This is a genomic window from Nocardioides sp., from assembly GCF_035547795.1.
Classification (GTDB): Bacteria; Actinomycetota; Actinomycetes; order Propionibacteriales; family Nocardioidaceae; genus Nocardioides.
The window spans coordinates 1-22,521 of record NZ_DASZUF010000174.1; the positions used below are offsets into that span (position 1 = coordinate 1).

The 22,521-nt window shown below is 70.9% G+C and carries 18 protein-coding genes and 1 tRNA gene; 6 read left to right on the forward strand and 13 right to left on the reverse strand.

The annotated features are described in order from the left end of the window. The 6 genes from VHA72_RS12085 to VHA72_RS12110 form a co-directional block, all read right to left on the reverse strand. A partial coding sequence (locus VHA72_RS12085) for a serine/threonine-protein kinase (protein ID WP_325575534.1) occupies window positions 1–981 on the reverse strand: 981 nt, incomplete at its 3' end. Then, on the reverse strand, window positions 978–2,438 hold the full coding sequence (locus VHA72_RS12090) for a peptidoglycan D,D-transpeptidase FtsI family protein (RefSeq protein ID WP_325575536.1): 1,461 nt from the start codon (window positions 2,436–2,438) through the stop codon (window positions 978–980). The genes VHA72_RS12085 and VHA72_RS12090, both read right to left, overlap by 4 nt. Next, window positions 2,435–3,829, reverse strand: a complete 1,395-nt coding sequence (locus tag VHA72_RS12095; RefSeq protein ID WP_325575538.1) for an FtsW/RodA/SpoVE family cell cycle protein — start codon at window positions 3,827–3,829, stop codon at window positions 2,435–2,437. The genes VHA72_RS12090 and VHA72_RS12095 overlap by 4 nt, the downstream gene beginning before the upstream one ends. 7 nt (window positions 3,830–3,836) lie before the next feature. Further along, complete coding sequence (locus tag VHA72_RS12100) at window positions 3,837–5,129, reverse strand: PP2C family protein-serine/threonine phosphatase (RefSeq protein WP_325575540.1); 1,293 nt, start codon at window positions 5,127–5,129, stop codon at window positions 3,837–3,839. Beyond that, entirely contained in the window at window positions 5,126–5,596 is a 471-nt protein-coding gene (locus tag VHA72_RS12105; protein ID WP_325575542.1) for an FHA domain-containing protein FhaB/FipA, read from the reverse strand. The genes VHA72_RS12100 and VHA72_RS12105 overlap by 4 nt, the downstream gene beginning before the upstream one ends. Beyond that, window positions 5,589–6,284, reverse strand: a complete 696-nt coding sequence (locus tag VHA72_RS12110) for an FHA domain-containing protein (RefSeq protein ID WP_325575544.1) — start codon at window positions 6,282–6,284, stop codon at window positions 5,589–5,591. The genes VHA72_RS12105 and VHA72_RS12110 overlap by 8 nt, the downstream gene beginning before the upstream one ends. Window positions 6,285–6,407: 123 nt before the next feature. Between VHA72_RS12110 and VHA72_RS12115 the strand changes: the two genes are divergently transcribed. Continuing rightward, a tRNA-Leu gene (locus VHA72_RS12115) sits at window positions 6,408–6,491 on the forward strand. Window positions 6,492–6,628: 137 nt separating this feature from the next. Continuing rightward, entirely contained in the window at window positions 6,629–7,810 is a 1,182-nt protein-coding gene (locus VHA72_RS12120; protein ID WP_325575546.1) for a S1C family serine protease, read from the forward strand. 14 nt (window positions 7,811–7,824) lie between these two features. On the opposite strand, the gene VHA72_RS12125 is transcribed toward VHA72_RS12120, so the two are convergent. From VHA72_RS12125 to VHA72_RS12140, 4 genes are all read right to left on the reverse strand, one after another. Beyond that, window positions 7,825–8,253: a hypothetical protein gene (locus tag VHA72_RS12125; RefSeq protein ID WP_325575548.1), complete on the reverse strand. Its 429-nt coding sequence runs from the start codon at window positions 8,251–8,253 to the stop codon at window positions 7,825–7,827. A 21-nt stretch (window positions 8,254–8,274) separates the two neighbouring features. Continuing rightward, the gene (locus VHA72_RS12130; RefSeq protein ID WP_325575550.1) at window positions 8,275–9,966 is read right to left on the reverse strand and encodes a putative bifunctional diguanylate cyclase/phosphodiesterase; all 1,692 of its coding nucleotides are present in this window, start codon (window positions 9,964–9,966) and stop codon (window positions 8,275–8,277) included. Window positions 9,967–10,268: 302 nt separating this feature from the next. Then, the gene (locus VHA72_RS12135) at window positions 10,269–13,700 is read right to left on the reverse strand and encodes an ATP-binding protein (protein ID WP_325575551.1); all 3,432 of its coding nucleotides are present in this window, start codon (window positions 13,698–13,700) and stop codon (window positions 10,269–10,271) included. Between the two features lie 165 nt (window positions 13,701–13,865). Further along, window positions 13,866–15,098: an ABC transporter substrate-binding protein gene (locus VHA72_RS12140; RefSeq protein ID WP_325575552.1), complete on the reverse strand. Its 1,233-nt coding sequence runs from the start codon at window positions 15,096–15,098 to the stop codon at window positions 13,866–13,868. Between the two features lie 205 nt (window positions 15,099–15,303). On the opposite strand from VHA72_RS12140, the gene VHA72_RS12145 reads away from it, so the two are divergent. From VHA72_RS12145 to VHA72_RS12155, 3 genes are read left to right on the forward strand one after another with little or no spacing between them, the layout of a single operon-like run. Beyond that, window positions 15,304–16,173, forward strand: a complete 870-nt coding sequence (locus tag VHA72_RS12145; RefSeq protein WP_325575554.1) for a branched-chain amino acid ABC transporter permease — start codon at window positions 15,304–15,306, stop codon at window positions 16,171–16,173. Window position 16,174: 1 nt separating this feature from the next. Next, complete coding sequence (locus VHA72_RS12150) at window positions 16,175–18,061, forward strand: branched-chain amino acid ABC transporter ATP-binding protein/permease (protein ID WP_325575556.1); 1,887 nt, start codon at window positions 16,175–16,177, stop codon at window positions 18,059–18,061. Further along, window positions 18,061–18,801, forward strand: coding sequence for an ABC transporter ATP-binding protein (locus tag VHA72_RS12155; protein WP_325575558.1), 741 nt, complete (start codon window positions 18,061–18,063; stop codon window positions 18,799–18,801). The genes VHA72_RS12150 and VHA72_RS12155 overlap by 1 nt, the downstream gene beginning before the upstream one ends. 337 nt (window positions 18,802–19,138) lie before the next feature. Here the strand turns inward: VHA72_RS12155 and VHA72_RS12160 are convergent, their stop codons facing one another. Both VHA72_RS12160 and VHA72_RS12165 read right to left on the reverse strand, forming a co-directional pair. Then, entirely contained in the window at window positions 19,139–19,453 is a 315-nt protein-coding gene (locus tag VHA72_RS12160; RefSeq protein WP_325575560.1) for an EthD family reductase, read from the reverse strand. Window positions 19,454–19,467: 14 nt separating this feature from the next. Continuing rightward, window positions 19,468–21,054: an acyl-CoA carboxylase subunit beta gene (locus VHA72_RS12165; RefSeq protein ID WP_325575562.1), complete on the reverse strand. Its 1,587-nt coding sequence runs from the start codon at window positions 21,052–21,054 to the stop codon at window positions 19,468–19,470. A 92-nt stretch (window positions 21,055–21,146) separates the two neighbouring features. On the opposite strand from VHA72_RS12165, the gene VHA72_RS12170 reads away from it, so the two are divergent. After that, complete coding sequence (locus VHA72_RS12170) at window positions 21,147–21,608, forward strand: MaoC family dehydratase (protein ID WP_325575564.1); 462 nt, start codon at window positions 21,147–21,149, stop codon at window positions 21,606–21,608. Here the strand turns inward: VHA72_RS12170 and VHA72_RS12175 are convergent. Further along, on the reverse strand, window positions 21,605–22,444 hold the full coding sequence (locus VHA72_RS12175; RefSeq protein ID WP_325575566.1) for a fumarylacetoacetate hydrolase family protein: 840 nt from the start codon (window positions 22,442–22,444) through the stop codon (window positions 21,605–21,607). The genes VHA72_RS12170 and VHA72_RS12175 overlap by 4 nt on opposite strands. Window positions 22,445–22,521: the final 77 nt, after the last annotated feature.

Below are 22,521 nucleotides of genomic sequence, written 5' to 3' on the forward strand. Positions count from 1 at the left end.
CACCAGCGCGACGTTGAGCCAGTTGCGGCCCTCGGCGTCCTCGGCCGGCGAGGCCGCGATCGGGCCGCCCGTCATCGGGACGACCTGGGTGGTGGCCGCGGCCGCCGGTGTCGCCGCGACCGGGATCGGGACGCCGGCGGCGGGCGTGCCGGTGCGGTCGCCACCGACGCCGCGCAGCGCCGCGGTGAACGCGGCCGCGTCCGGGTAGCGGTCGCGCGGATCCTTGGCCAGGGCTCGGGTCACCACCGCGGCCAGGTCGGCCGGCACGGAGGCGGGCAGCGGCGGGACCGGGTCGTGCAGGTGGGCCAGTGCGGTCGCCACCGCGGTGTCCTTCTGGAACGGCCGGTGCCCGGCCAGGCACTCGAAGGCGACCACGCCGAGGGAGTAGACGTCCGAGGCCGGGGTGGCCTGCTCGCCGCGGGCCTGCTCGGGGGAGAGGTACTGCGGGGTGCCCATCACCTGGCCGGTGCCGGTGATCGCGCTGGAGGAGGCGGCGCGGGCGATGCCGAAGTCGGTCACCTTGATGTCACGGTCCGGAGTGACCAGCAGGTTGGCCGGCTTCACGTCGCGGTGCACGATCCCGGCGCGGTGCGCGGCGGCCAGCGCGTCGCCGGCCTGGCCGAGCAGGTCGCGCACCGCCGCCGGGTCCAGCGGCCGACCGTCCTTGAGCAGGTTGGACAGCGGCTGACCGTCGACCAGCTCCATCACCAGGTAGGGCCGCATCAGTCCGGTCGCGGTCGGCATCTCGCCGACGTCGTAGACGGCCGCGACGTGCGGATGGTGCAGCGCCGCGGCGTGGCGGGCCTCGGAGTCGAAGCGGGCGCGGTTGACCGGGTCGTCGGCGTACTCGGGCTTGAGCAGCTTGATCGCGACCGGGCGGTCCAGCGCGGTGTCGGTGGCGCGGTAGACCTCGCCCATGCCGCCGGTGGCGATGAGATCGCCGAAGACGTAGCGTCCCGGGCTCGGCTGGTTGGTCGTCACGGGTTGATCACCGCTTCCATCATCGCCTTGGCGATCGGGGCGCAGAGGGCGCCGCCGGCGATCTCGGTCCGATCGGTGTTGCTGGACTGGACGAGCACCGCGACGGCGATCTTCGGGTTCTCGGCCGGGGCGAACGACGTGAACCAGGCGTACGGCGGACGGCTCGGCGTGCTCTGCGCGGTGCCGGTCTTGCCGGCCACCTCGACCCCGGGGATGCGGGCGGCGGTGCCGGTGCCGTGGTCGACGACCGAGACCATCATCTGGGTCAGCAGGCTGGCGGTCTTCGGCGTGACCGCGGTGGACAGCTGGGTGGGGTCGGTCTGGTCGAGGACGTCCAGATCGCTGGAGGTCACCCGGTCGACGAGGTAGGGCTTCATCACCACACCGTGGTTGGCGATGCCCGCGGCGACCATCGCCATCTGCAGCGGCGTCGCGGCCACCTCGTACTGCCCGATCGCCGACTGCGCCCGCAGCGGCGGCGTCAGCGTGCTCGGGAAGCGGCTGGTCGCCTGCCCGGCGAGGTCGCTGAGGTAGTGCTGCCCGAAGCCGTACTTCTCGGCCTGGGTGCGCAGCTGGTCGTCGGTGAGCTTGAGCCCGATGCCGGCGAACGCGACGTTGCAGGAGCGATCCAGCGCCTGCGTCATGGTGACCTTGGCGCCGCCGCAGGACTCGTCGTTCTCGTTGTGCAGCACGTGCGTGGTCTGCGGCAGCTTCATCGAGGAGTGGCCGTCGACCTTGCTGTCCGGCGTCATGCCGAGGTCCTCGATGGCCGCCGAGGCGGTGATGAGCTTGAACGTCGAGCCCGGCGGCAGGGTGGTCTGGATCGCCCGGTTGATCAGCGGCTGGCTCGGGTCCTTGAGCAGCTTGTTGTAGGTGTCGGTCGACTTGGCGATGTCGTGGTCGGCCAGTTGGTTGGGGTCGAACGTCGGCGTCGACACCATCGCCAGGATCCGGCCGGTGCTCGGCTCGATCGCGACCGCGGCACCCTGCACGCCCTTGCCGAGCGCCTGCAGTCCCTGGTACGCCGCGTCCTGCACCTTCGGATCGATGGTCAGCTCGACGTTGCCGCCCTTGGGGTCGGTGTCGTTGACCAGGTCGACCAGCCGGTTGACGAACAGCCGCGAGTCGTCACCGGAGAGCACCTGGTTCTGGCTGTGCTCCACGCCGGTCTGGGAGTAATAGGAGAAGTAGCCGGTGAGCGGGGCATACTCCTGCGGCTTGGGGTAGGTCCGCTGCCACTTGTACTGGTCCTTGCTCGGCACGCTGGTCGCCACCGCGGTCTTGCCCACCAGGATCGCGCCGCGCTCGCGGGAGAACGCCGCCTGGATCACCCGCCGGTTGCGCGGGTCGTTGTCCAGCGACTTGGCCTTGCCGTACTGCAGCCAGGTGGCGTTGATCATCAGCGCCAGGAAGAGCAGCAGGCAGAAGACGCTCAGCGTCCGGATCGGTCGGTTCACGGCAAACGCACCACCTGGGTGGTCTCCTCGGCCTCGGAGAACGACAGGTCGGGCAGCGGACGGCGGGCCTGGTCGGAGACACGCAGCAGCAGCGCCACGATCACCCAGTTGGCGACCAGCGACGACCCGCCGTAGGAGAGGAACGGCGTGGTCAGACCGGTCAGCGGGATCAGCCGGGTCACGCCGCCGATGACCACGAAGACCTGCAGCGCGAACGACGAGGCCAGGCCGACGCACAGCAGCTTGCCGAAGTCGTCGCGGCACACGATCGCGGTGCGCAGGCCACGCTCCACGATCAGTCCGTAGCAGACCACGATCGCCAGCACGGCGGTCAGGCCGAGCTCCTCGCCGATCGCGCCGACGATGAAGTCGGAGTTGGCATAGGAGATCCGCCACGGGTCGCCGTTGCCGAAGCCGCGGCCGAGCAGGCTGCCCCACGCCATCCCGAACATCGACTCCACCAGCTGGTCCGAGTGCGGGCCGGCGGCGGTCTGGTAGTGGTCGAAGGGGTGCAGCCAGATGTCGACCCGGGCCTGGACGTGGCTGATCAGGCGGCTGGCGGCCACCGCGCCCACCAGGAACAGGCCGCCGCCCACCACGATCCAGCCCCGGCGCTCGGTGGCGACGTACAGCATGATCACGAAGAGGCCGAAGAACAGCAGGCTCGAGCCCAGGTCGCTCTGTCGGACCAGGATGGCCAGGCTGACCAGCCACATCGCCAGGATCGGGCCGAGGTCGCGGCCCCGGGGCAGGTCCACGCCGACGACCCGGCGACCGGCGAGCGCGAGCGCGTCGCGGTGCAGCACCAGGTAGCCGGCGAAGGCGATCACCAGCAGCACCTTGGCCAGCTCGCCGGGCTGGAAGCTCAGCGAGCCGAGGTGGATCCAGATCCGGGCGCCGTTGATGTCCTTGCCGATGCCCGGCAGCATCGGCAGCAGCAGGAGTACGACGGCGCCCAGGCCGCTGGTGTAGGTGAAGCGCTGCATGGTGCGGTGGTCGCGCAGCCCGATCAGCGTGATCGCGAACAGCACCACGCCGACGCTCATCCAGATCAGCTGCTGGCGGGCGAAGCCGTTGTTGCCGGTGGCGCCCGCGGCCATGTCGAGCCGACGGATCACCGCCAGGCCGAGCCCGTTGAGCATCGCCACCAGCGGCAGCAGGACCGGGTCGGCGTAGGGCGCCACGAAGCGGACGACCAGGTGGGCGCCGACGATGAGCACGGCGAGCCAACCGCCGTACCCGAGGATGTCGGCGGGCACCTTCTGCTCCACGCCGATGCCGACGGCGGCGTAGCCGCCGACGCCGACCAGCAGGCTGAGGACGAGCAGGAAGAGCTCGGCACCCCGGCGCTGCCGGTGCACGAACTCACGGGCCCAGGTCTGCGCGTTCATCGGGGCCTCAACAGGGACTGCCCGGTGTCGTGGTCTCGCACAGCAGCTCCTGCACCTTGGCGCGGGCCTGGGCGAGGCTGTCGCGGTGGATGCCGGCCCGGACCTGGTCGGCGTAGGCGTCCGGGAGCCGGTCCAGCGGCAGGTCGGTGGTCTGGTAGGCCGTGGAGAGGTCGAAGCCCAGCACCGTGGAGTTGACCCCGCGGAAGACCGTCACCTTGCCGTCGTGCTCGCCGACGTACCACTGCTTCTGGGTCCACGACCACCCGGCCGCGGCGGCCACCCACAGCACGCCGACGACCACGAGCAGGGCGAGGAAGCCACGCAGCCAGGTGGTGCCGCGCGGCGGGTGCAGGGCGTAGCGGGCGCTCTCCGCGTCGACGGCGTCGACCGGGTCGAGCGGGTCGTTGGGAATGGCCTCGGCGGGTACGTCGTCGTCGGTGATCGCCTCCATCTCGCCGGTGTCACCGCTGCGGTGGCCACGGAAGAGGCTGGTGCGAGCGGTCAGCGGCGCCTTGCGGCGCAGCTCGGCCGCGGCGCCGACCAGCAGCGGCTCCTGGACCTCGGCGAGCTCGGCGGTCTCCTCGAGCACGTCGGCGACCAGGCAGGTGACGTTGTCGGTGGTGCCGGCCTCGAGGCTGGCCCGGGCGAGTTCCACCGCGGCGTAGTCGGGCGTGCCGGTGGCCAGGATGTCGGCGAGCCGGCCGTCGGTGAGCGAGGCGGTGATGCCGTCGCTGCACAGCATCAGCCGGTCACCGGGCTGCAGCGCGATGACGAACAGGTCCGGCTCCAGCTCGCGGGTGCCGTCGATGGCCTGCAGGATCAGGTTGCGGTGCGGGTGGACCCGCGCCTCCTCCTCGCTGATCCGGCCCTCGTCGATCAGGGTCTGCACGAACGTGTGGTCGTGGGTGATCTGGCTGATCTCGCCGTCGCGGAACAGGTAGCCGCGCGAGTCGCCGACGTGGCCGACGGCGATCCGCTCCCCGTCGAAGAGGGTGACGGTCGCGGTGGTGCTGGTGCCGGAGATGGAGGGATCGTGCTCGACTAGCTCGCCGATCCGGTCGTGCGCGCGGTGCAGCGCCCCGGCGACCAGGCCGAGCAGGTCCTCCTCGGTGTGCTCCGGCACCGGTGGAGCGTCCAGGCGGCGGATCTGGCCGATCGCGGTCGCGCTGGCGATGTCGCCGCGGGCGGCGCCGCCGACGCCGTCGCAGACGGTGAGGAGCCAGGGCCCGGCGTACCCGGAGTCCTGGTTGTCCTTGCGCACACGACCCACGTCGGAGATCGCGGCCCAGCGGAGCTTCACTTGCGCAGCTCCAGGATGGTCTTGCCGATCCGGACGCGGGTGCCGACGCCGATCGCGGTCGGCTGGTTGATCCGGACGCTGCCGATGTAGGTGCCGTTGGTGGAGCCGAGGTCCTCGACGAACCACTGCTCGCCGCTGGCGGCGATGCGGGCGTGCCGGGTGGAGACGTAGTCGTCGTCGAGCACGATCGCGGCGTCGGCGCCGCGGCCGATCAGGATGGGCGCCTGGCTCAGGTCGGCGCGCTCGCCCTGGCTGCGGCCCTCGACGACCAGGACGTGGGTCGGTGCGCCGCGGCGGGGCTTGACCTGCTTCTGTCGCTTCTCCTTGCCCTTCGCCGGGGCCTTCGGACCGTCGGCGACGCGCGCCCCGAACATGTCGGAGCGGATCACGCTGATCGCGCCGAGGACGAAGATCCACAGGATCGCCAGGTAGGCGATCCGGATCAGGAACAGGGTCAGCTCAGACATCGAACTCCTGGATCCGTACGACGATGTCCGTGTTGCCGATGCGCACCACGGAGCCGTCGTCGAGCAGCGAGCTGGTCATCCGCTGGCCGTTGACCAGCATGCCGTTGGTGGAGCCGAGGTCGTGCACCTCGACGGCGGTGTCGGTCTGGCGGAACTCGGCGTGCTTGCGGCTCACCCCCGGATCGTTGATCCGCAAGTCGGCGTCGGTGCCGCGGCCGACCACCAGGCCGCCGGCGTGCAGTGGGTGGCGGGTGCCGTTGATGTCGAGGAACGCGGTGGCGCGCCGTACCTCCGTGTCGCTGGCGTGGCCGGTCACGCTCGCCTGCGCCTGGCTGCGGATCCGGAAGCGGCCGGTAGTGAGGTCGGCGGCCTCCTCGAAGTCGATCACGATCGGGCCGGGGAAGACATAGGCCTGGGTCTCGGCGTGCTGGTGCAGCTGCTGGCTCAGCTCGCTGGCCAGGGCGGAGTCGTACGGCGCCAGCCGGGTCATGTCGGCCGCGCTCAGCTCCACGTGGAACGTGTTGGGCACCAGCCGGCGCTGCCGGCTGAGGATCTGGGCGTTGTTGTCGCACTCGCGCTGCAGCGCGGCCGCGATCTCCACCGGCTGGACGGCGCTCCGGAACGCCCGTGCGAAGGCGCCGGAGATCATCGACTCGAGGCGCTGCTCGAACCGTTGCAGCCCGCTCACGCGCACTCCTCTCCATCCTGGTCGGTCGCTCGATCGTATCGGGGCATCGCCAACCAGGCCCGTCCACGCGCCGCCGGTTTGGGTGTCGGCGCGCTGGTGGGCTAGCCTTCGGGTGCTTCACAAGCGCGAGTGGCGGAATAGGCAGACGCGCACGGTTCAGGTCCGTGTGCCCGAAAGGGCGTGGGGGTTCAACTCCCCCCTCGCGCACAGTGAGAAGCCCCAGGGTGACCTGGGGCTTCGTGCGTTCTGGCGGGATTTCTCAGCCGATCCCGGGCCGATCTCTTCGCTCCTCCTCAGCACGGCGACGCACGCTGGTGTCACCACCTCGTCATCAGGAGGACGCCATGTCTCGTCGTACCCGCTCGCCGCGTACCCGTCGTGCGATCGCCGCCGCGGTTCTCGCGCTTCCGCTCGTCACGGTGCCGGTGGCGGCACCGGCGATCGCATCGGTGACCACCGTCGACGCGCGGGGCTACCTGCCCGCGGACTTCGGGTGGGGTCCGGGGTCGTACGGAGACTACGGCTACTGGGGTAGCTACTGGGGTGGCTACGGCGGCGGCTACGGCGGTGGCTACGGCGGCGGCTACGGCGGCGGCTACGGCCAGACCCAGAATGCGGCCACCCAGGACGCCACCGCCGCGACCGCCCAGGAGTCGACGGGTGTCGTCCTGATCGACACCGTCTTGGACTACGGCGAGGGCGAGGCTGCCGGCACCGGCCTGGTGGTCGGCTCCGACGGCACCGTGGTGACCAACCACCATGTGGTCGCCGACGCCACCTCGATCACCGTCACCGTGCCGAGCACCGGCCAGAAGTACACCGCCAGCGTCGTCGGCTACGACGCCACCCACGATGTCGCGGTCCTCAAGCTCGCCGGGGCCAGCGGCCTGAGCACCGTGACGACCGACCCCAGTGTCAGCGTGGGCGAGGCAGTCGCCGCGGTCGGCAACGCCGAGGGTGCGGGCACCCTGACCTCCGCGAGCGGCGACGTCCTGGTCCGTCGTACCACGATCGACGTCAGCGGCGACGACGGCAGCACCGAGCATCTCAAGGGCGTCATCGAGGATGACGCCGACGTGGTCTCCGGCGACTCAGGCTGTGCCCTGCTCGACGGCAGAGGCTACGTGGTCGGGATGAACGTCGCCGCCTCCAGCGGCACCAGCCAGGTCACCGGGTACGCGATCCCGATCGCCCGGGTGCTGCGCATCGAGCACAAGATCCTCGCCGGCGATGCCAGCAGCACCATCACGATCGGCTCCCGAGCCGCCCTCGGGGTCGAGATCGACAGCGGCACCTCCGCGGCGTACGTCGCCGGCGTGGAGTCCGGCGGCGCTGCGGCCGCGGCGGGCATCAGCGCCGGCGACACGATCACCTCACTGGACCACACCACCGTCAGCGGCTATGACGACCTCACCACGCTGCTGAAGAGGTTCCAGCCCGGCGACCGGGTCGAGATCGGCTGGACCGACGCCGCCGGCGCCTCCCACACGGCCACGGTGACGCTGGGCACCGGGCCGGTCGGCTGAGGGCCGGTCACGCGTCACGGGTTGTCGACGGCGATCCGCTTCCTGGCCTCCTCGATGGTGTCGGCACCCTGGTCGATCCGTTGGCTGGCGAACTCGTCGAAGGTCAGGCCCAGCACCTCGAGCCGGTCGACCACCCGCCTGGCCCGCAGCACCGCGGCGTGCTCGTTGTAGCGGCAGCGGCGCAGGAAATGGCTGTCGCACAGCTCGGGCGGGCGCTCGCTCTCCCACTGCAGTGCGATGCTCAGGCACTTGCCGTCGCGGCGGATCGCCCAGCCGTTGCCGGCGTCCACCACCGAGACGGTCCAGCGCTCCTTGCCCGGCCGGTCCACCTGGTCGTAGCCGGTCGGATAGACGGTGTACGACGACACGCGGTAGGTCGGCGTCGGGATGTCCGGCGCCGCCTGCTCCACGGCCTTCCGCGGCCGCCGGCGCCTACTGGACACGGGCGGCCACTCCCCCTCGACTCATCGCGGCATGCCGATCCAGGCACGCAGGACGTCTTCCGCCATCGGCCGCCCGTACCAGAACCCCTGCCCGTAGCGGCAGCCCAGCATGCGGAGTGCGCGCAACTGCTCCTCGGTCTCGATGCCCTCGGCGACGACCTGCATGTCCAGGCCACCGGCCAGGTCCAGCAGGCCCGCGATGACTGCCTGGTCGCGCGCGTCGCCCGGCAGCAGGCTGACGAAGGTGCGGTCGATCTTGAGCTTGCTGAACTCGGCCAGGCGCAGCCGGTTGAGTGACGAGAAGCCGGTGCCGAAGTCGTCGATGGCGACACCGACGCCGAGCGAGCGCAAGGCCCGGGCGTTGGCCGCGACCTGAGCGGGATCGGTGATGGCGGTCGCCTCGGTCATCTCGATCTCGAGCCGGTCGGCGGCCATGCCGTGGTTGTCGAGGACGTCGGTGACCAGGTCGACGAAGCCGCGGTCCTCGAAGATCTCAGGACCGATGTTGACCGCGACCGGTACGTCGAGGAGCCCTTCCGCGGCGAGCTGGGTGTTGAAGGCGACCGCCTCGCGCAGGACCCAGCGACTGACCATGGGCATGAGTCCGCACTCGACGACCAGCGACAGGAACTCGCCGGGCGAGATGAGCCCCTCGTCGGGGTGCTGCCAGCGCAGCAGCGCCTCCAGGCCCGTGGTGCGCAGCGTGGCGAGATCGAACTGCGGCTGGTAGTACAGCGTGAACTCGCCCCGCTCCGCGGCGATGCGAACCCGCTCCAGATACTCGTCTCTGGCCTCGTCGCGACGCTGGTCCTCGACGCTGTACAGCTGCGCGCTCTGCGTCTCGGAGCGCTTGGCACGGCGCATCGCCGCCTCGGCCCGGTCGATGAGTCGGTCCGGGGTGCGGGCGTGTTCGGGGTAGAGGCTGAGGCCGATGCTGGCGCGCACCGGCACCCGCCATGCCGCGGCCTCCAGTGGGGCCTGCAGACACGCGCTGAGCCGCTGGGCGGCCAGACCGACGCTCGGGGCGTCGTCGTCGAGCATGACGACGGCCACGAACTCGTGTCGTCCCACTCTGGCCAGCCGGTCCTGTTCTCGCAGCGCACCACGCAGCCTGGTCACCGCCTGGGTCACCAGCCCGGCCGCGACCCCGCTGGGATAGGAGTCGCTGGCCGTCATGAGGCCGTTGAGATCCAGGTAGACGACGGCGAGCGGGCTCTCCGGTCGTGACTCGATGAGCTGCTCGAGATGGTCCTCCACCCCGAACCGGTTCAGGCAGCCCGTGGCGCGGTCGTGGCGCGCCAGGTAGGTGCGCAGGCTGCGGTCCTCACGGTGCTTGGTGGTGTCGTGGCAGGTACACAGGTAGTAGCTCCCCTCGTCGCGAACCAGCCGCGCCAGTCCCACTCGCACGGGGAACGTCGAGCCGTCGCTGCGCACCGCCTCGACATCGAGCCGTCCCCGTGGGTCGTCCGCCCCGGCGCGACCGCGCCCGTCCAGCAAGGCGGCGGGGTCGTCGGGAAAGAGGCCGGGCAGGATCAGGCTGACGTGCCGCCCGATCAGGTCGGCGGCGGCGTACCTGAGGTCGCGGAGGGCGGCGGGGTTCGCGGCGACCAGGTGGCCGGCCTCGTCGAGGAGGATGAGGCCGTCGTCGTCGACGGCGTCGAAGATGCCTGCCATGAGCGAGAGGTCCCGCTCGTCGTCGGCAGTTTCGATCATGAGGCACTCCGGTTTCTGGCAGGACTCCTCACCGTCTCGAAGACTGGTCGAGGAGCCCTTGGCTACGCCGGCGGGGGCATCGGCTGGAGAAGCGGATGGACCACCGTTCCGGGGGCGGGTCCCGCGGCCCATCCGCTTGTCTGCGGGAGCGCTCTTCCGCCACGAGTAGTGCCCGTGCCGGCCCGAGTGTCGACGGCGCTCGGGCACAGCCTCACAGCACCGGCTTGCAGAATTCCTGAGGGAACCTGGTGGCGTGGTGCAAGGCGTCAGATCTCTGACGCGCCCCACCAGCGTACGTCGCCTCAGCCCGCCAGTCTCCTCATCCGCCGGGCCACCGCGGTGAGGCCGACGTGGTCGGCGTGTTCTGCCACCGCGGCGAATCGGCGAGCGCGCTCAGCTCCGGCCGGAGCCAACTCGGCCTGGGCAGCGCGGATGCGGACCATGACGGTGCCGGCGCCGGTGCGCATGGCGGCCTCTGCCGCCTCGGCGTACGACCTGCGCGCCGCGTCGATGTTCCCGAGCAGCGCGTGCAGCCGCCCGACCGGCAGTGACACCGGCCCCAGCGGAGCGGTCTGGCCGAAGGTGGCGAAGTGGCCGGCGTGCGGGAGGAGCAGGTCCAGGACGCGCGGAGCGGCCTCGGCGAGCGCCAGGTCGGCGATGGCATGGGCCAGGAGGCAGAGACTGCCCAGTGTGTGGCAGTACGGCGCGCGGTCCGGATGCGCCGCCAGCAGCCTGCGGCCCGCCGCACCACCGGCCTCGAGGCCGATGGCGGCCTCGATGAGCTGTCCACCCCGCTGGCGGTCGTCGGCCTCGGCCGCGGCCGCGGCCGACCAGACCAGCGGATCGGGCGAGCGCCGAATCGTGGCGGCCGCGTCGCCGAGCGCCCCGCGGTCCCACAAGATCGCCAGACGGGCCGAGGCGTAGGTCTCCTCGGCGCCGTACAGCTCCGTCCGAGCGTGCCGCTCCCGGGCCCGTACGGCGAGCTCCTCGGCGCGGTCCAGGTCGCCCTGCCAGTGTGCCAGCGTCGCCTCGACCCAGTGCAGCTGCACCCGGGTGACCGGCAGCCGCAGCACGTCGCTGCCGTCGGCAGCGATCCGCAGGTGCTCCTCGACCGCGGTCAGGTCGCCGACGCCGAGGTGGACCATGGTCAGCAGGTTGCTGCGCAGCACCGCGTCGGTCGAGGCGTGCCGGTGCGAGAGCTCGGCCAGCCGGTCCAGGGCCTCGATGACCTCCGCGCTGCGGGACGGTACGCCGGCCATCGTCAGCGCCCTGCCGAGCAGCGCGTCCGCGAGAGCATGGGGGTCGCCGAGCGCGGTGGCCAGGTCCAGGGCGTGTCGGCTGAGGTCGTCGGGCACCCGGAGGTCGGGCGCGTGACGGTTGCCGACCGCGAGCGCGCTGAGCAGCGGAACCTGCGCCGCGATGTCGGCACGGGTCAGGTCGGCCGCGGCCGAGAGCCGCTCGAGGACCGTCGCCGACGCCTGGCCGGGGTTGCTCCACGGCCACGCGCCGCAGCAGCGCAGCAGCGCACTCGCCAGGCGCGCGACGGCGGGGCCTCGGCGCAGGTGGTCGCTGTCGGGCAGCGCATCGGCGACCACGCCGAGCAGCGTCTCGACCCGTCCGGCGCGCGCGAGCGCGGCCACCTCGGCGGCCAGCAGCTCGTCGTGGAGGTCGCGCTTGCCGCCGGTGCGTCGTGGGCCGAGCGCTCCGCGGGCCGCCGCCCACTGCCGTGCTGCCGCCTCCCAGTCCCACACGCTCTCGGCGTACTCCGCCGCGTCGCGGCAGGCCGCCATCACCGTCGCCGAGCGCGCGACCGGCATCGCGGCGCTCAGATGGTGGGCCCGCCGGATGATGTCCTCGTCCGGGCCGTCGCGGAGCGCAATGGCGGCGGCGACGGCGGCATGGGTGGCCTGGAGTCGCACCGAGGACAGCTCGCCGATGAGGTGGTCGCGCAGCAGTCCGTGCCCGAACCGGTATCCCGGCTGATCGTGCGCCGGGAGGATGATCGACTCTCGGGCCGCCGCGTCGAGCACGTCCACCACGTGCGGGACGGGAAGGCGGGTGGCCGCGGCCAGCAGCACGGGTTCGAAGCCGTCGCCCACCACGGCGGCCGCCTGCAGGATCCGCAGGGCATCGGGATCGAAGTGGGCGAAACGACGACCGAGCGTCTCTCGCACCGCGAGCGGCACCACGCCGGCGGCCCGCTCGGCCGCAGGCAGCCGGGCGTATTCGGTCACCAGGAGTGGGTTGCCCCCGGTCTGCTGACCGACGAAGAGCGCCTCGGAGGCGGGCACGGGCATGCCGGCGAGCTCGCCGAGCAGGTCCGAGATGGCGGCGCTGTCGAGGGCCTCGACCTCGAGGTGGGTCGCATCGGGATGCCGGGCGAACGCCGTCAGGATGGCACCGACCTCCGCGGTGCGCGGGCCGTCGCGCAGGGTGAGGACGACGCCCACGGGTACGTCGCGGACCGTCTGCGCGAGGTGGGCCAGCGCGAGCGCGGATGCCGGGTCCAGCCACTGGATGTCGTCGACGACCACCAGCACCGGTCCGCGGGCTGCGGCGCTGTGCAGCAGGTCGGTCATTCGCTCGTAGACGACGAACCGGGTGGCATCCGCGTCCGACTCGACCGGGACGCGGAAGGTCTCGTCCGGGTTGTCGCCGAGCTGGCGGACGAGCGCGCGCAGCGGCCACCATGAGGGCACGCTCTCGTCCTGCAGGCAGCCGATCCATGCGATCCGACCGGAGTGGCCCTGGAGTCGGCGGACCATCTCCTCGGCCAGCCGGGTCTTGCCGATCCCGCCCGGGCCGGTCAGCAGGAGCCAGCGGGGCGAGCCAGCACACATCTCCTCCAGCCAGGACCCGAGTTGCGCCATCGTCTCCTCGCGTCCCACCAGCGGAATCTCCGGCGAGTCGGTGAGGGCGGGGCGGGGCGACGGCTGCGTCGTCCCGATCCCGTCCGGGACCGCCGGCTCCTCGTCCGGCCAGTAGCTGAGCGCGACGTCCTCGCGCAGGATCGCCGTCTGCAGGTCGCGCAGCTCCTGGACCGGATCCAGGCCCAGCTCCTCGTCGAGCGCCTGCGCGTAGTCGCGGTAGACGTCGAGTGCCTCGGTGGAGCGACCGCAGCGGTGCAGCGCCAGCATGTAGAGCCAGACGGCCTGGTCGCGCAGGGGCTGCAGGTCGACGAGGCGACGGGCCTGCTCCAGCGCCTCGGCCGGCCGCCGTTGACCCAGCAGCGCCGTCACCAGTACCTCGACGCATCGCTCCATGCGCTCGTCCAGGCGGCGCCGCTCCCGCAGTACCCAGGGGTCGTCGGGGAGGTCGGCGAGCAGCGGTCCGCGCCACAGCGACAGCGCCGTGGTCGCGGCCTCGAGGGCCCCCTCCCACTGGCGGGTGCGCGCCAGCGCGGTGGCCATGTCGCTCAGGTGCTCGAAGTCGTCGACGTCCATGACGGCGCCATCGAGCCGGTAGCCCGGCGACTGCCGCACCAGTTTGACCGACTCGGCCTTGGTGGAGCGGCGCAGTACGCCACGGACCCGCGACACGTAGGCCTGGAGGGTTCCGACCGCACTGGGTGGCGGGTTCTCGCCCCACGCCGCCTCGAGCAGTTGGTTGAGGGAGACGACCCGTCCGCGTGCCAACAGCAAGGTCGCAAGGATCAGCCGCTGTTTCGGCGGGCCGACGTCGAGCGGCACCCCACCCGTCTCCGCCTCCAGCGGCCCCAGAAGGCTGAACTTCATGGCACTTCCGATCGGCGGGAAAGCTCCCGGACTTACCCTGCTTGCTCCGTTGTGAACAACAGCAAGCGCCTCGGACGATATATAGCCGCCGACCGCGTCATCCCGCAGGAGAACGAAGGAAGCCCCAGGCAGGACCTGGGGCTTCCTCCGTTCCGGGACCGTGGATCAGTAGGTCTTCACGATGGTGAAGGCGTTGTTCTGGACCTGCAGGACGGCCAGACCGGTCAGCGGCGTGGAGCCGTGGAAGTCCGCGGTGAACGTGTAGATGCCGTTCACGCCGGGCACGTCCTTGGTCTTGGACTCGAGCGCGGTCCGGATCGCATCGCGGGCGGCCTGGACGTTGCTCGGGTCGGGGTTGCCGGCCTTCTCGATGGCGTTCTGGAGCAGGATCGAACCGTCCCAGCCGTTGGCCGCGAACTGGCCGGCAACGTCGCCGTAGTCCTTCTTGTAGTCGTCCAGCAGGGCGTGGGTCTGCTTGTACTGCGGGCTGCTGGACGGCAGGGAGTCGGCGCCGAGCACGACCGAACCCTGCAGGTAGGTGTTGTTCGCGGCCGCACCGGCCCCGCTGATGTACGACGCGTCGCCGCCACCCGGGGAGTTGAACAGCACCGGCTTGAAGCCGATCGACGCCGCCGACTTCGCCACGATCGCGTTGGCCGGGTTCACCGCCCACACCAGGACGGCGTCGGGGTTGCCCGCGCCCAGCTTGCCGAGCTGGGCCGAGACGTCGGTCGCGGTCGGGTCGAACATCTCGGTGCCGGTCAGGGTGATGCCGTACTTCTTGGCATCGTCCTTGAGCCACTCGATCGGGCCCTGGCCGTAGCCGTTGTTGGCCCCGAGGTAGGCGACCTTGGTCCAGCCCTTCGACTTGGCGAAGGCGAGCTGCGCGTCGAGGGACTGCTGGGTCGGCGTGTACTGCATGAAGATGTACTTCGCCTTGTCCGCCGGCTGCACGATCTGGTTCGCCGACGCCAGCACGATCGTCGGCGTCTTCATGCTCAGTGAGAACGACTGCAGCCCGATGCCCTCGCCGCTCGAGCTCGGGCCGAGCACGGCGACGACGTGGTCCTGGGTCACCAGCTTGCGGAACTGGTTGACCGCCGTACCGGTGGCGCTCTGGCTGTCGAGCTCGACCAGCTTGACCGGGTGGCCGCCGATGCCGCCGGCCGCGTTCACCCGCTTGAAGTACGCGTCGATGGCGTTCTTCTCCGGCACACCCAGCGCCGAGTAGTCGCCGGTCAGAGCGGTCAGGACGCCGATCTTGTACGGCGCCTTGGAGCCGCCCCCGGCCGCGTCGCCGGACGAGCCGCAGCCCGCGAGCGCGGTTGCGGTCATCGCCACGCCGATGGCGGCCGCTGCGAAGCGCCGCGTGCGCGGTGCTGACGTGGAGAACTTCATGGATTCCTGCCTCTTCGTTCGTGCGGTGTCCGCCTCGTCCACCCCAGCCGCGACCGCCGTGTCCGTGGTCGCGTCCCGTGTGCTGCCAGTGGCGAGTGATCTGCTCCATACATTGACGAACGAACGCTCGTATGTCAATCATTACGTGTGACCGCTGTCTCACCGGCGCGCAGTGCGCCACGGCGGTAGTAGCGAGGAGGCTTCGGTGTCGAGCGTCATGCAAGTGGTGCTGAGCGCGCTCGCCTTGGGCGCGCTCTACGGCTCGGTAGGCGTCGGGTTCGTGATCGTCTATCGGATGTCGGGGATGGTGAACTTCGCCCAGGGCAACATCGCCGTGGCCGGGGGATTCGGCGCGGTGGCGGCGTCGAAGTTCCTGCCGCCGCTGCTGGCCGTCCTCGCCGGAGCACTGGTCGCCGCCGCGGTCAGCGTCCTGATGTACTTCCTGACCATCCGGCCGCTGCGTGGGCAGGGCCTGCTGACCCAGACGATCGTGACACTGGCGGTCGGCACCGTGATCCAGTCCGTGCTGCAACTGGTCTTCGGGACCGCGCCGCACCAGTTCGACCCGATCACGGCCGGGCACTCGATCAACGTCCTGGGCGGCCACATCCCGATCGAGTCGATCTGGCTCATCGGCCTGTCGGTGGTCGCCTACCTCGCCCTCGCCTACTTCTTCGACCGGACCATGATCGGCAAGGCGCTGACCGCGTGCGCGGTCAACAGGTACGCCGCCGGCGTGGTGGGCATCAGCTTCGGTGCGATGGCGGCCGTCGCGTTCGCCCTGGCCGGTGCGATGGCCGGCGGGATCGAGTCGGTCCAGGTGCCGACGTCGTTCATCAGTGCCGGCGATGGTCTCGTGCTCGGTCTCAACGGGTTCATCGCGGCGACCCTCGGCGGCTTCAACAAGCTCGGCGCGACGATGACCGGCGGCTTCCTGGTCGCCCTGGTCGCGCAGGCGTTCTCGCGCTACGTCTCGGCCGGCCAGGCCACGACCGTCGTCTTCATCGCCCTCGTCCTCCTCCTGGTCCTGCGGCCGGAGGGTCTGACCCGAAAGGTGGCGGCCGACCGTGTCTAAGGTGCCCCCCGCTCTCCTCCGCAACCGCGCCGGCCAGGGTTCGCTGGGCATCCTGGTGTGGGTCGTCCTGGTCGTCGTCTTCGCGCTCGGCTTCGACGACTACTACGCCGGGGTGGGCTCCTCGACCGCCCTCCTGGCGATGCTCGGGCTCAGCATGGTCCTGGTCATCGGGTACGCCGGGCAGTTCTCGCTGGCCGTGGCCGCCTTCTACGGTGCCGGCGCCTACGGCTCGATGCTGCTCACCACCAAGACCGGCTTGTGGGGCCTGCTCGCCCTGGTCATCGCGGCGGTGGTCTCGGGCGCGGTCGCCTTCGCGATCGCGCGGCCGCTGTTCCGGCTGCGTGGTCACTTCCTCGCCATGGCGACGCTGGCGATCGGCGAGATCTTCTACCTGACGGTGAACAACTCGACCTCGCTGGGCGCCTCGTCCGGCCTGGGCGGCATCCAGTCGCTCAAGGTGCTCGGATACACCTTCGCGACCACGCGCAGCCAGTTCGTCTTGGACTGGCTGGTCGTCGGCGCGCTGCTGTGGGGCGCGCTCCAGATGCGCCGCGGCCGGGGCGGTCGCGCGCTGCGGGCGATCCGCGGGCACGAGGCGGCGGCGCAGGCGGCGGGCATCAACGTGCCCATGGCGAAGTCCCAGGTCTTCACCGTGGCCGCCGTCGTCAGCAGCCTGGCCGGATCCCTCTACGCCCACCAGGTGATGTACGTCGACCCGCCGACCTTCGGCGTCGACGTCTCGATCCAGATCCTCATGCTCGCCGTGGTCGGCGGCATGCAGACGCCCTGGGGCGCCGTGGTCGGTGCGGTCGTGCTCGAGGTGCTCCAGCTGACCACGCAGAAGGTCCTGCCCGGGCTCTTCGGTGACGCCGGGGTGGGCGCAGGCCAGCAGTTGATCGTGGGCCTGATCCTGGTGGCGATCCTGGTGCTGCGGCCCAACGGCCTGGCCGACGTGGGGCGGCTGATCCGCTCGCTGCTGGACCGTCGTACCACCTCTGCAGCCGCCGTACGGGAGATCGACGCGGACGGCGACGACATGACGACGCTGCGCAGGAAGGAGGACGCGCTCCCGCCCAAGCAGATCGGCGAGACGGTGCTCGCGGCCTCCGGTCTGGTGAAGCGGTTCGGCGGCGTGACGGCGGTCGACGACGTGACCCTCGAGCTGCACGCCGGCGAGGTGCTCGCCGTCATCGGCCCCAACGGCGCCGGCAAGTCGACCCTGGTCAACCTGCTCTCCGGCAACCTGGTGCCGACATCGGGACGGATCGGCATCTCCGGCGCCGACGTCACCCGGCTGCAGGCGCACCAGGTCGCGCGACGCGGGCTGGCTCGGACCTTCCAGACGCCCTCGCTGTTCGAGGGCATGTCGACGCTCGAGACGGTGGCCGTCGGCGCCCACCTGACCGGCCGGGTGGGGCTGCTGCGCTCCTCGCTGCCGACGCTCGGCGCCGTCCGCGAGGAGCGCCGCATCGAGCAGGAGGCGCGTGACGCGCTCGCCCGGCTCGGCCTGGAGGAGCTCGCGGGCCTGGATGCCAAGAGCCTCTCCCTGGGTCAGCAGAAGCGGATCGAGGTGGCTCGCGCGCTGGTCGCGAACCCGACGATCCTGCTCCTCGACGAGCCCTGCGCCGGCCTCAACAAGGCCGAGAAGCGCGAGCTCATGCTCTTCCTGCGGGCGATCGCCCGCGAGGGCGTGGCGGTGCTGCTGATCGAGCACGACATGGAGTTCGTGATGGCGGTGGCCGACCGGGTGCAGGTGATCAACTTCGGCGCCACTCTCCGGGTCGGGACGCCGGCCGAGGTCCAGGCCGACCCGGCCGTCATCGACGCCTACCTCGGCGTCGCGCACGACGATGCGAACACCGAGGACGAGAAGAAGGTGGATGCCTGATGAACGCAGCGCTGGATGTCTCCCACGTCAGCTTCTCTTACGGCCGGGCGCAGGTCCTCGACGACGTGTCGTTCCGGGTGGGCGCGGGCGAGATCATCACGATCATCGGGCCCAACGGCGCCGGCAAGAGCACTCTGCTCAACGTGGTGGCGCGCAGCCACCGGCTCCGCACCGGCGAGGTGACGGTGCACGGCAGCCGGACGAACGGGATGAACCAGCGCGCAGTCGTGCGGCTGGGCTGCGTGCTCGTCCCCGAGGGACGGCAGGTCTTCTCGACGCAGTCGGTGCACGACAACCTGCTGCTGGGTGGCTACATCCGTCGTCACGACGCGGAGCACATCCACAAGACGCTGGCGGTCGTCTACGACCACTTCCCGCGGCTGCTCGAGCGCCGGGACCAGCTGGCCGGCACGCTGTCGGGCGGCGAGCAGCAGATGCTCGCCATCGGCCGCGCGCTGATGAGCGGGCCGAGCGTGATGCTGCTCGACGAGCCGAGCCTCGGCCTGGCCCCTCAGATGACCGAGCGGATCATGCGGATCCTCGGCGGCCTGCGCCGCGAGACCGGCCTCTCGATCGTCCTGGTCGAGCAGAACGCCCGGGCGGCACTCGACCTGGCCGATCGGGGCTACCTGCTCAGCGGCGGGAGGGTCGTCCTCGAGGGCTCCTCGGCCGACCTCAAGCAGGACCGCACCATCCAGCAGGTCTATCTGGGCGGTACGGCGTCGGCGCCGGCCTCCTGAGGGCGGGTCGCGGGAGCGCGGGAGCGCGGCTGGTGCTTGCGCGGGGTGCTGCGGCGGGGAACGGTCGTGCCGCAGTCTCGCTCGGTGCGCCGGCCCTCCTCGCCGTACCGCGCTTGCATGGGGGTTCGTCGGAAAACTGGCTAGTGAGACCCGGGATTTCGGCCGTCAGGCCGGCGTCCACTAGCCAGTTGTTTCGGGATCAGGGCGCTGCCTGCCTGGGGCGACAACTGGCTACCTAGCCAGTTGTCCCGCACCCCAAAGACGGCAACACGAGCCAGCCCCCAGGAACGAACGAGGCCCGCCTGGAATCCAGGCGGGCCCCTGCCGGGTCGACGGCCTAACTCACCGGGACCTCGGTCTCGGTCGCGACGAACCAGTCGATCTTCCCGATGAAGTGCTCCTCGTGGGCGCGCAGCTCCTCGGCCGCGGGGCCCTCGAACGCCGCGGCGATGTCCCGAAGCGAGTCGAACCACAGCTCGGCGACGCCGTCGGCCGGCCAGGTGGACTTGTGCTCGATGGCGGGGTTCTGCACGTAGCGGCGCAGGCCCGGCAGTCGCCGGACGTACGCCGGGTGCTCCACCTGCCAGCGCCGCAAGAACTCCTCGCGGGAGATCCCGTCCTTCTGGTGGATGATCGCGATGATCTTCTGCATGGTGACTCCTCGGGTCAGACGGGCGTGACGGCCTGGCGACGCGAGACCGGCTCGGCGTCGCGGCGGGCGTAGAGGGCCAGCCGCCGGGCCAGGTCGGCCCGCAGCTCGTCCGCCGGCACGACGGCCTCGATCGCATTCGCGTCGGCGATCTTGAACACGTCGATGCCCTCGGCGTACTCGGCGTGCTTCTCGGCGATGAACGCGCGGCGCTCCTCGGGGTCCTCGATGGCGTGGATCTGGTTGTAGTAGACGCCGTTCACGGCGGCGTCGGGACCCATCAGCGCGGGCCGCGCGGTGGGCAGCGCGATGACTGCGTCCGGGTGCATCGGCGCGCCGGACATCGCCAGGTAGCCGCCGCCGTACGCCTTGCGCACCAGCACGGTGATGCGTGGCACCGAGCACTCGGAGACGGCGAAGATCATCTTCGCGCCGTGCCGGATGATGCCCTGGCGCTCGACGTCCGAGCCGATCATGTAGCCGGCGATGTCGGACAGGAACAGGATCGGGATGTTGTAGGCGTTGCAGATCCAGATGAACCGCGCGGCCTTGTCCGAGGAGTTGGGCATGATGACGCCGCCCATGTGCATCGGCTGGTTCGCCACGATGCCGACCGGTCGGCCCTCGATCCGGGCGAACGCGGTGATCATCTCCTGCGCGAACAGCTCCTTGTACGGGAAGTAGCTGGCCTCGTCGACGAGGGATTCGATGAACTCCTCCATGTCGAAGACCTCCGACTCCTTCAGGGGCACGATGTCCTTCAGGGAGCGGCCCGGCCTGGGCTCGGCGCTGGGCGCGATCGGCGGCCGCTGCTCCCAGCTGGGCGGCAGGAAGGAGAGCCACACCCGGATCGCCGCGATCGCCTCGGCGTCGTCCTCGACCAGCACGTCGCCCAGGCCGGAGACGGTGCAGTGCATCTCCGCGCCGCCCATCTCCTCGAGCGTGACCCGCTCACCGGTGACCATCTCGGCCAGCCGCGGAGAGCCGAGGTACGCCGTCGCGTGGCCGCGCACCATGATGGTCAGGTCGCACAGCGCCGGGACGTACGCCGAGCCGGCGGGGGAGGGCCCGAAGAGGGCGCACACCTGCGGGATCCGGCCCGAGATCTGTACCTGGTTGTAGAAGATGTTGCCCCAGGCGTGCCGGCCGGCGAAGCTCTCGAACTGCTCGTCGATGCGGGCGCCGGCGGAGTCGAACAGGTAGATCAGCGGGATGCCGGCCTTGAGCGCCGTCTCCTGCGCGAAGACGATCTTCTCGAACGTCGCCTTGCCCCACGTGCCGGCCTTGACGCTGTAGTCGTTGGCGATCACGCAGACCTGACGCCCGTCCACCTTGCCGTAGGCGCACACCACCGCGTCGCCGGGCAGGCCCTCCTCGAATCGGGCCAGCAGGCCGTCCTCGACGTACGACTCGTCGTCGAAGAGGAGCCGCAGCCGGTCGCGGACCAGCAGCTTGCCCGAGGCGGTGATCTTGTCGCGGTTGCGTTGGGAGCCGCCGAGCCGGGCACGGGCCAGCTTCTCGGCCAGCTCGTCGTGGACCGTGGGTCCGGCGGCGCTCTCCACGTCGCTGGCGCTCCGGGTCGACTGCCGGGTTGATGTAGTCATCCTGCCTCCGCTTCGAGAAGACCACCTAGAGAAACAAACAAGCGTACGCTAGTCTGTCCGGCGATCGGAGGCAAGGAGAAGGAGCGATGGGAATGGCTGACAGGCGCATCGAGGGCACCCAGCACTATTGGGAGGACCTCGAGGTCGGCGACGTGCTCGTCGGCCCGGGCATCACCGTCACCGAGGCCCATCTGGTCTCGTGGGCGGGCCTGACCGGCGACATCGTGCAGTTCCACGTGGATGCCGAGTACGCCGCGGCCACGCCGTTCGGTCAGCGCGTCGCCCACGGCCCGCTGACGCTGGCGTTCGGGCTGGGCCTGATGACGCACACCGGCTATCTCGGCAACGTCGTCGCCTGGCTCGGCCTGGACGAGGTCCGTGCGCTCAAGCCGGTCTTCATCGGTGACACCGTCCACCCGGAGGCGCGGATGCTCGAGGCCCGGCCCACCAAGGACGACGGGCGCGGGATCTGGCGGATGGCCTACGCGATGAGGAACCAGGCCGGCGAGACCGTGATGTCCTTCGTCTCCAGCTTCATGGTGGCTCGTCGCTAGACGATGGCGTTGCGCAGCGTCCCGATCCCCTCGATGGTGACCTCGACCACCTCGCCGCCGGTCAGGAACTCCTGCGGGCTGCGCGCGTGACCGACGCCGCCGTTGGTGCCGGTGGCGATCACGTCGCCCGGCCGCAGGGTGGTGATCGTCGAGATGTACCGCACGAGCGCGACCGGGTCGAAGAGCAGATCCGAGGTGTTCGCCGACTGCTTGACCACCCCGTCCACGCTCAGCCGGGTATCCACGGTCGGCCTGACCCCGCCGGGTAGCTCGTCGGGGGTGACCAGGTAGGGGCCGATCGGCGTGGTGGCCTCCCACATCTTGCCCTGGAGCCACTGCGCGGTGCGGAACTGCCAGTCCCGCACGCTCAGGTCGTTCAGCGCGGTGAAGCCAGCGATCGCGGCCGCGGCCGAGCGCTCGTCGGCCCGCCGTACCTCCCGCCCGATGACGACGGCGAGCTCGCACTCCCAGTCGAGCTGGTCGGTCTCGGCCGGCTTGGCGATCGGGGCGTGGGGGTCGGTCAGGGTGTCGGCGTACTTGGCGAAGAGCACCGGGAAGCGCGGGATCTCGCGACCCATCTCCTCGATGTGGCTGCGGTAGTTCTGGCCGACGCAGACGACCTTCGAGGGGTGCGGCACCACCGCTGCGAAGTCGGCGCCTTCCGCGGGCGAGGTGGCGCCGTCGGTCCGCGCCACGACGGTCTCCCAGTCGGGGAGCGCGAGCAGCGCGCCGACGTCCGCGACGCCGAGGTCGACGTGCGTCGCGACGCCGTCGAGGTCCCGGAGTGCGACGGCGCGGGTGCCGCCGTCGACTCGGATCGTGGCCAACTTGCTCATGGGCGTTCCTCCGATGCGTGGTGCGTGGGGCGGCTCTTTACGAACAGCGAGCGATACTGTAGAACAAGCGTACGTTC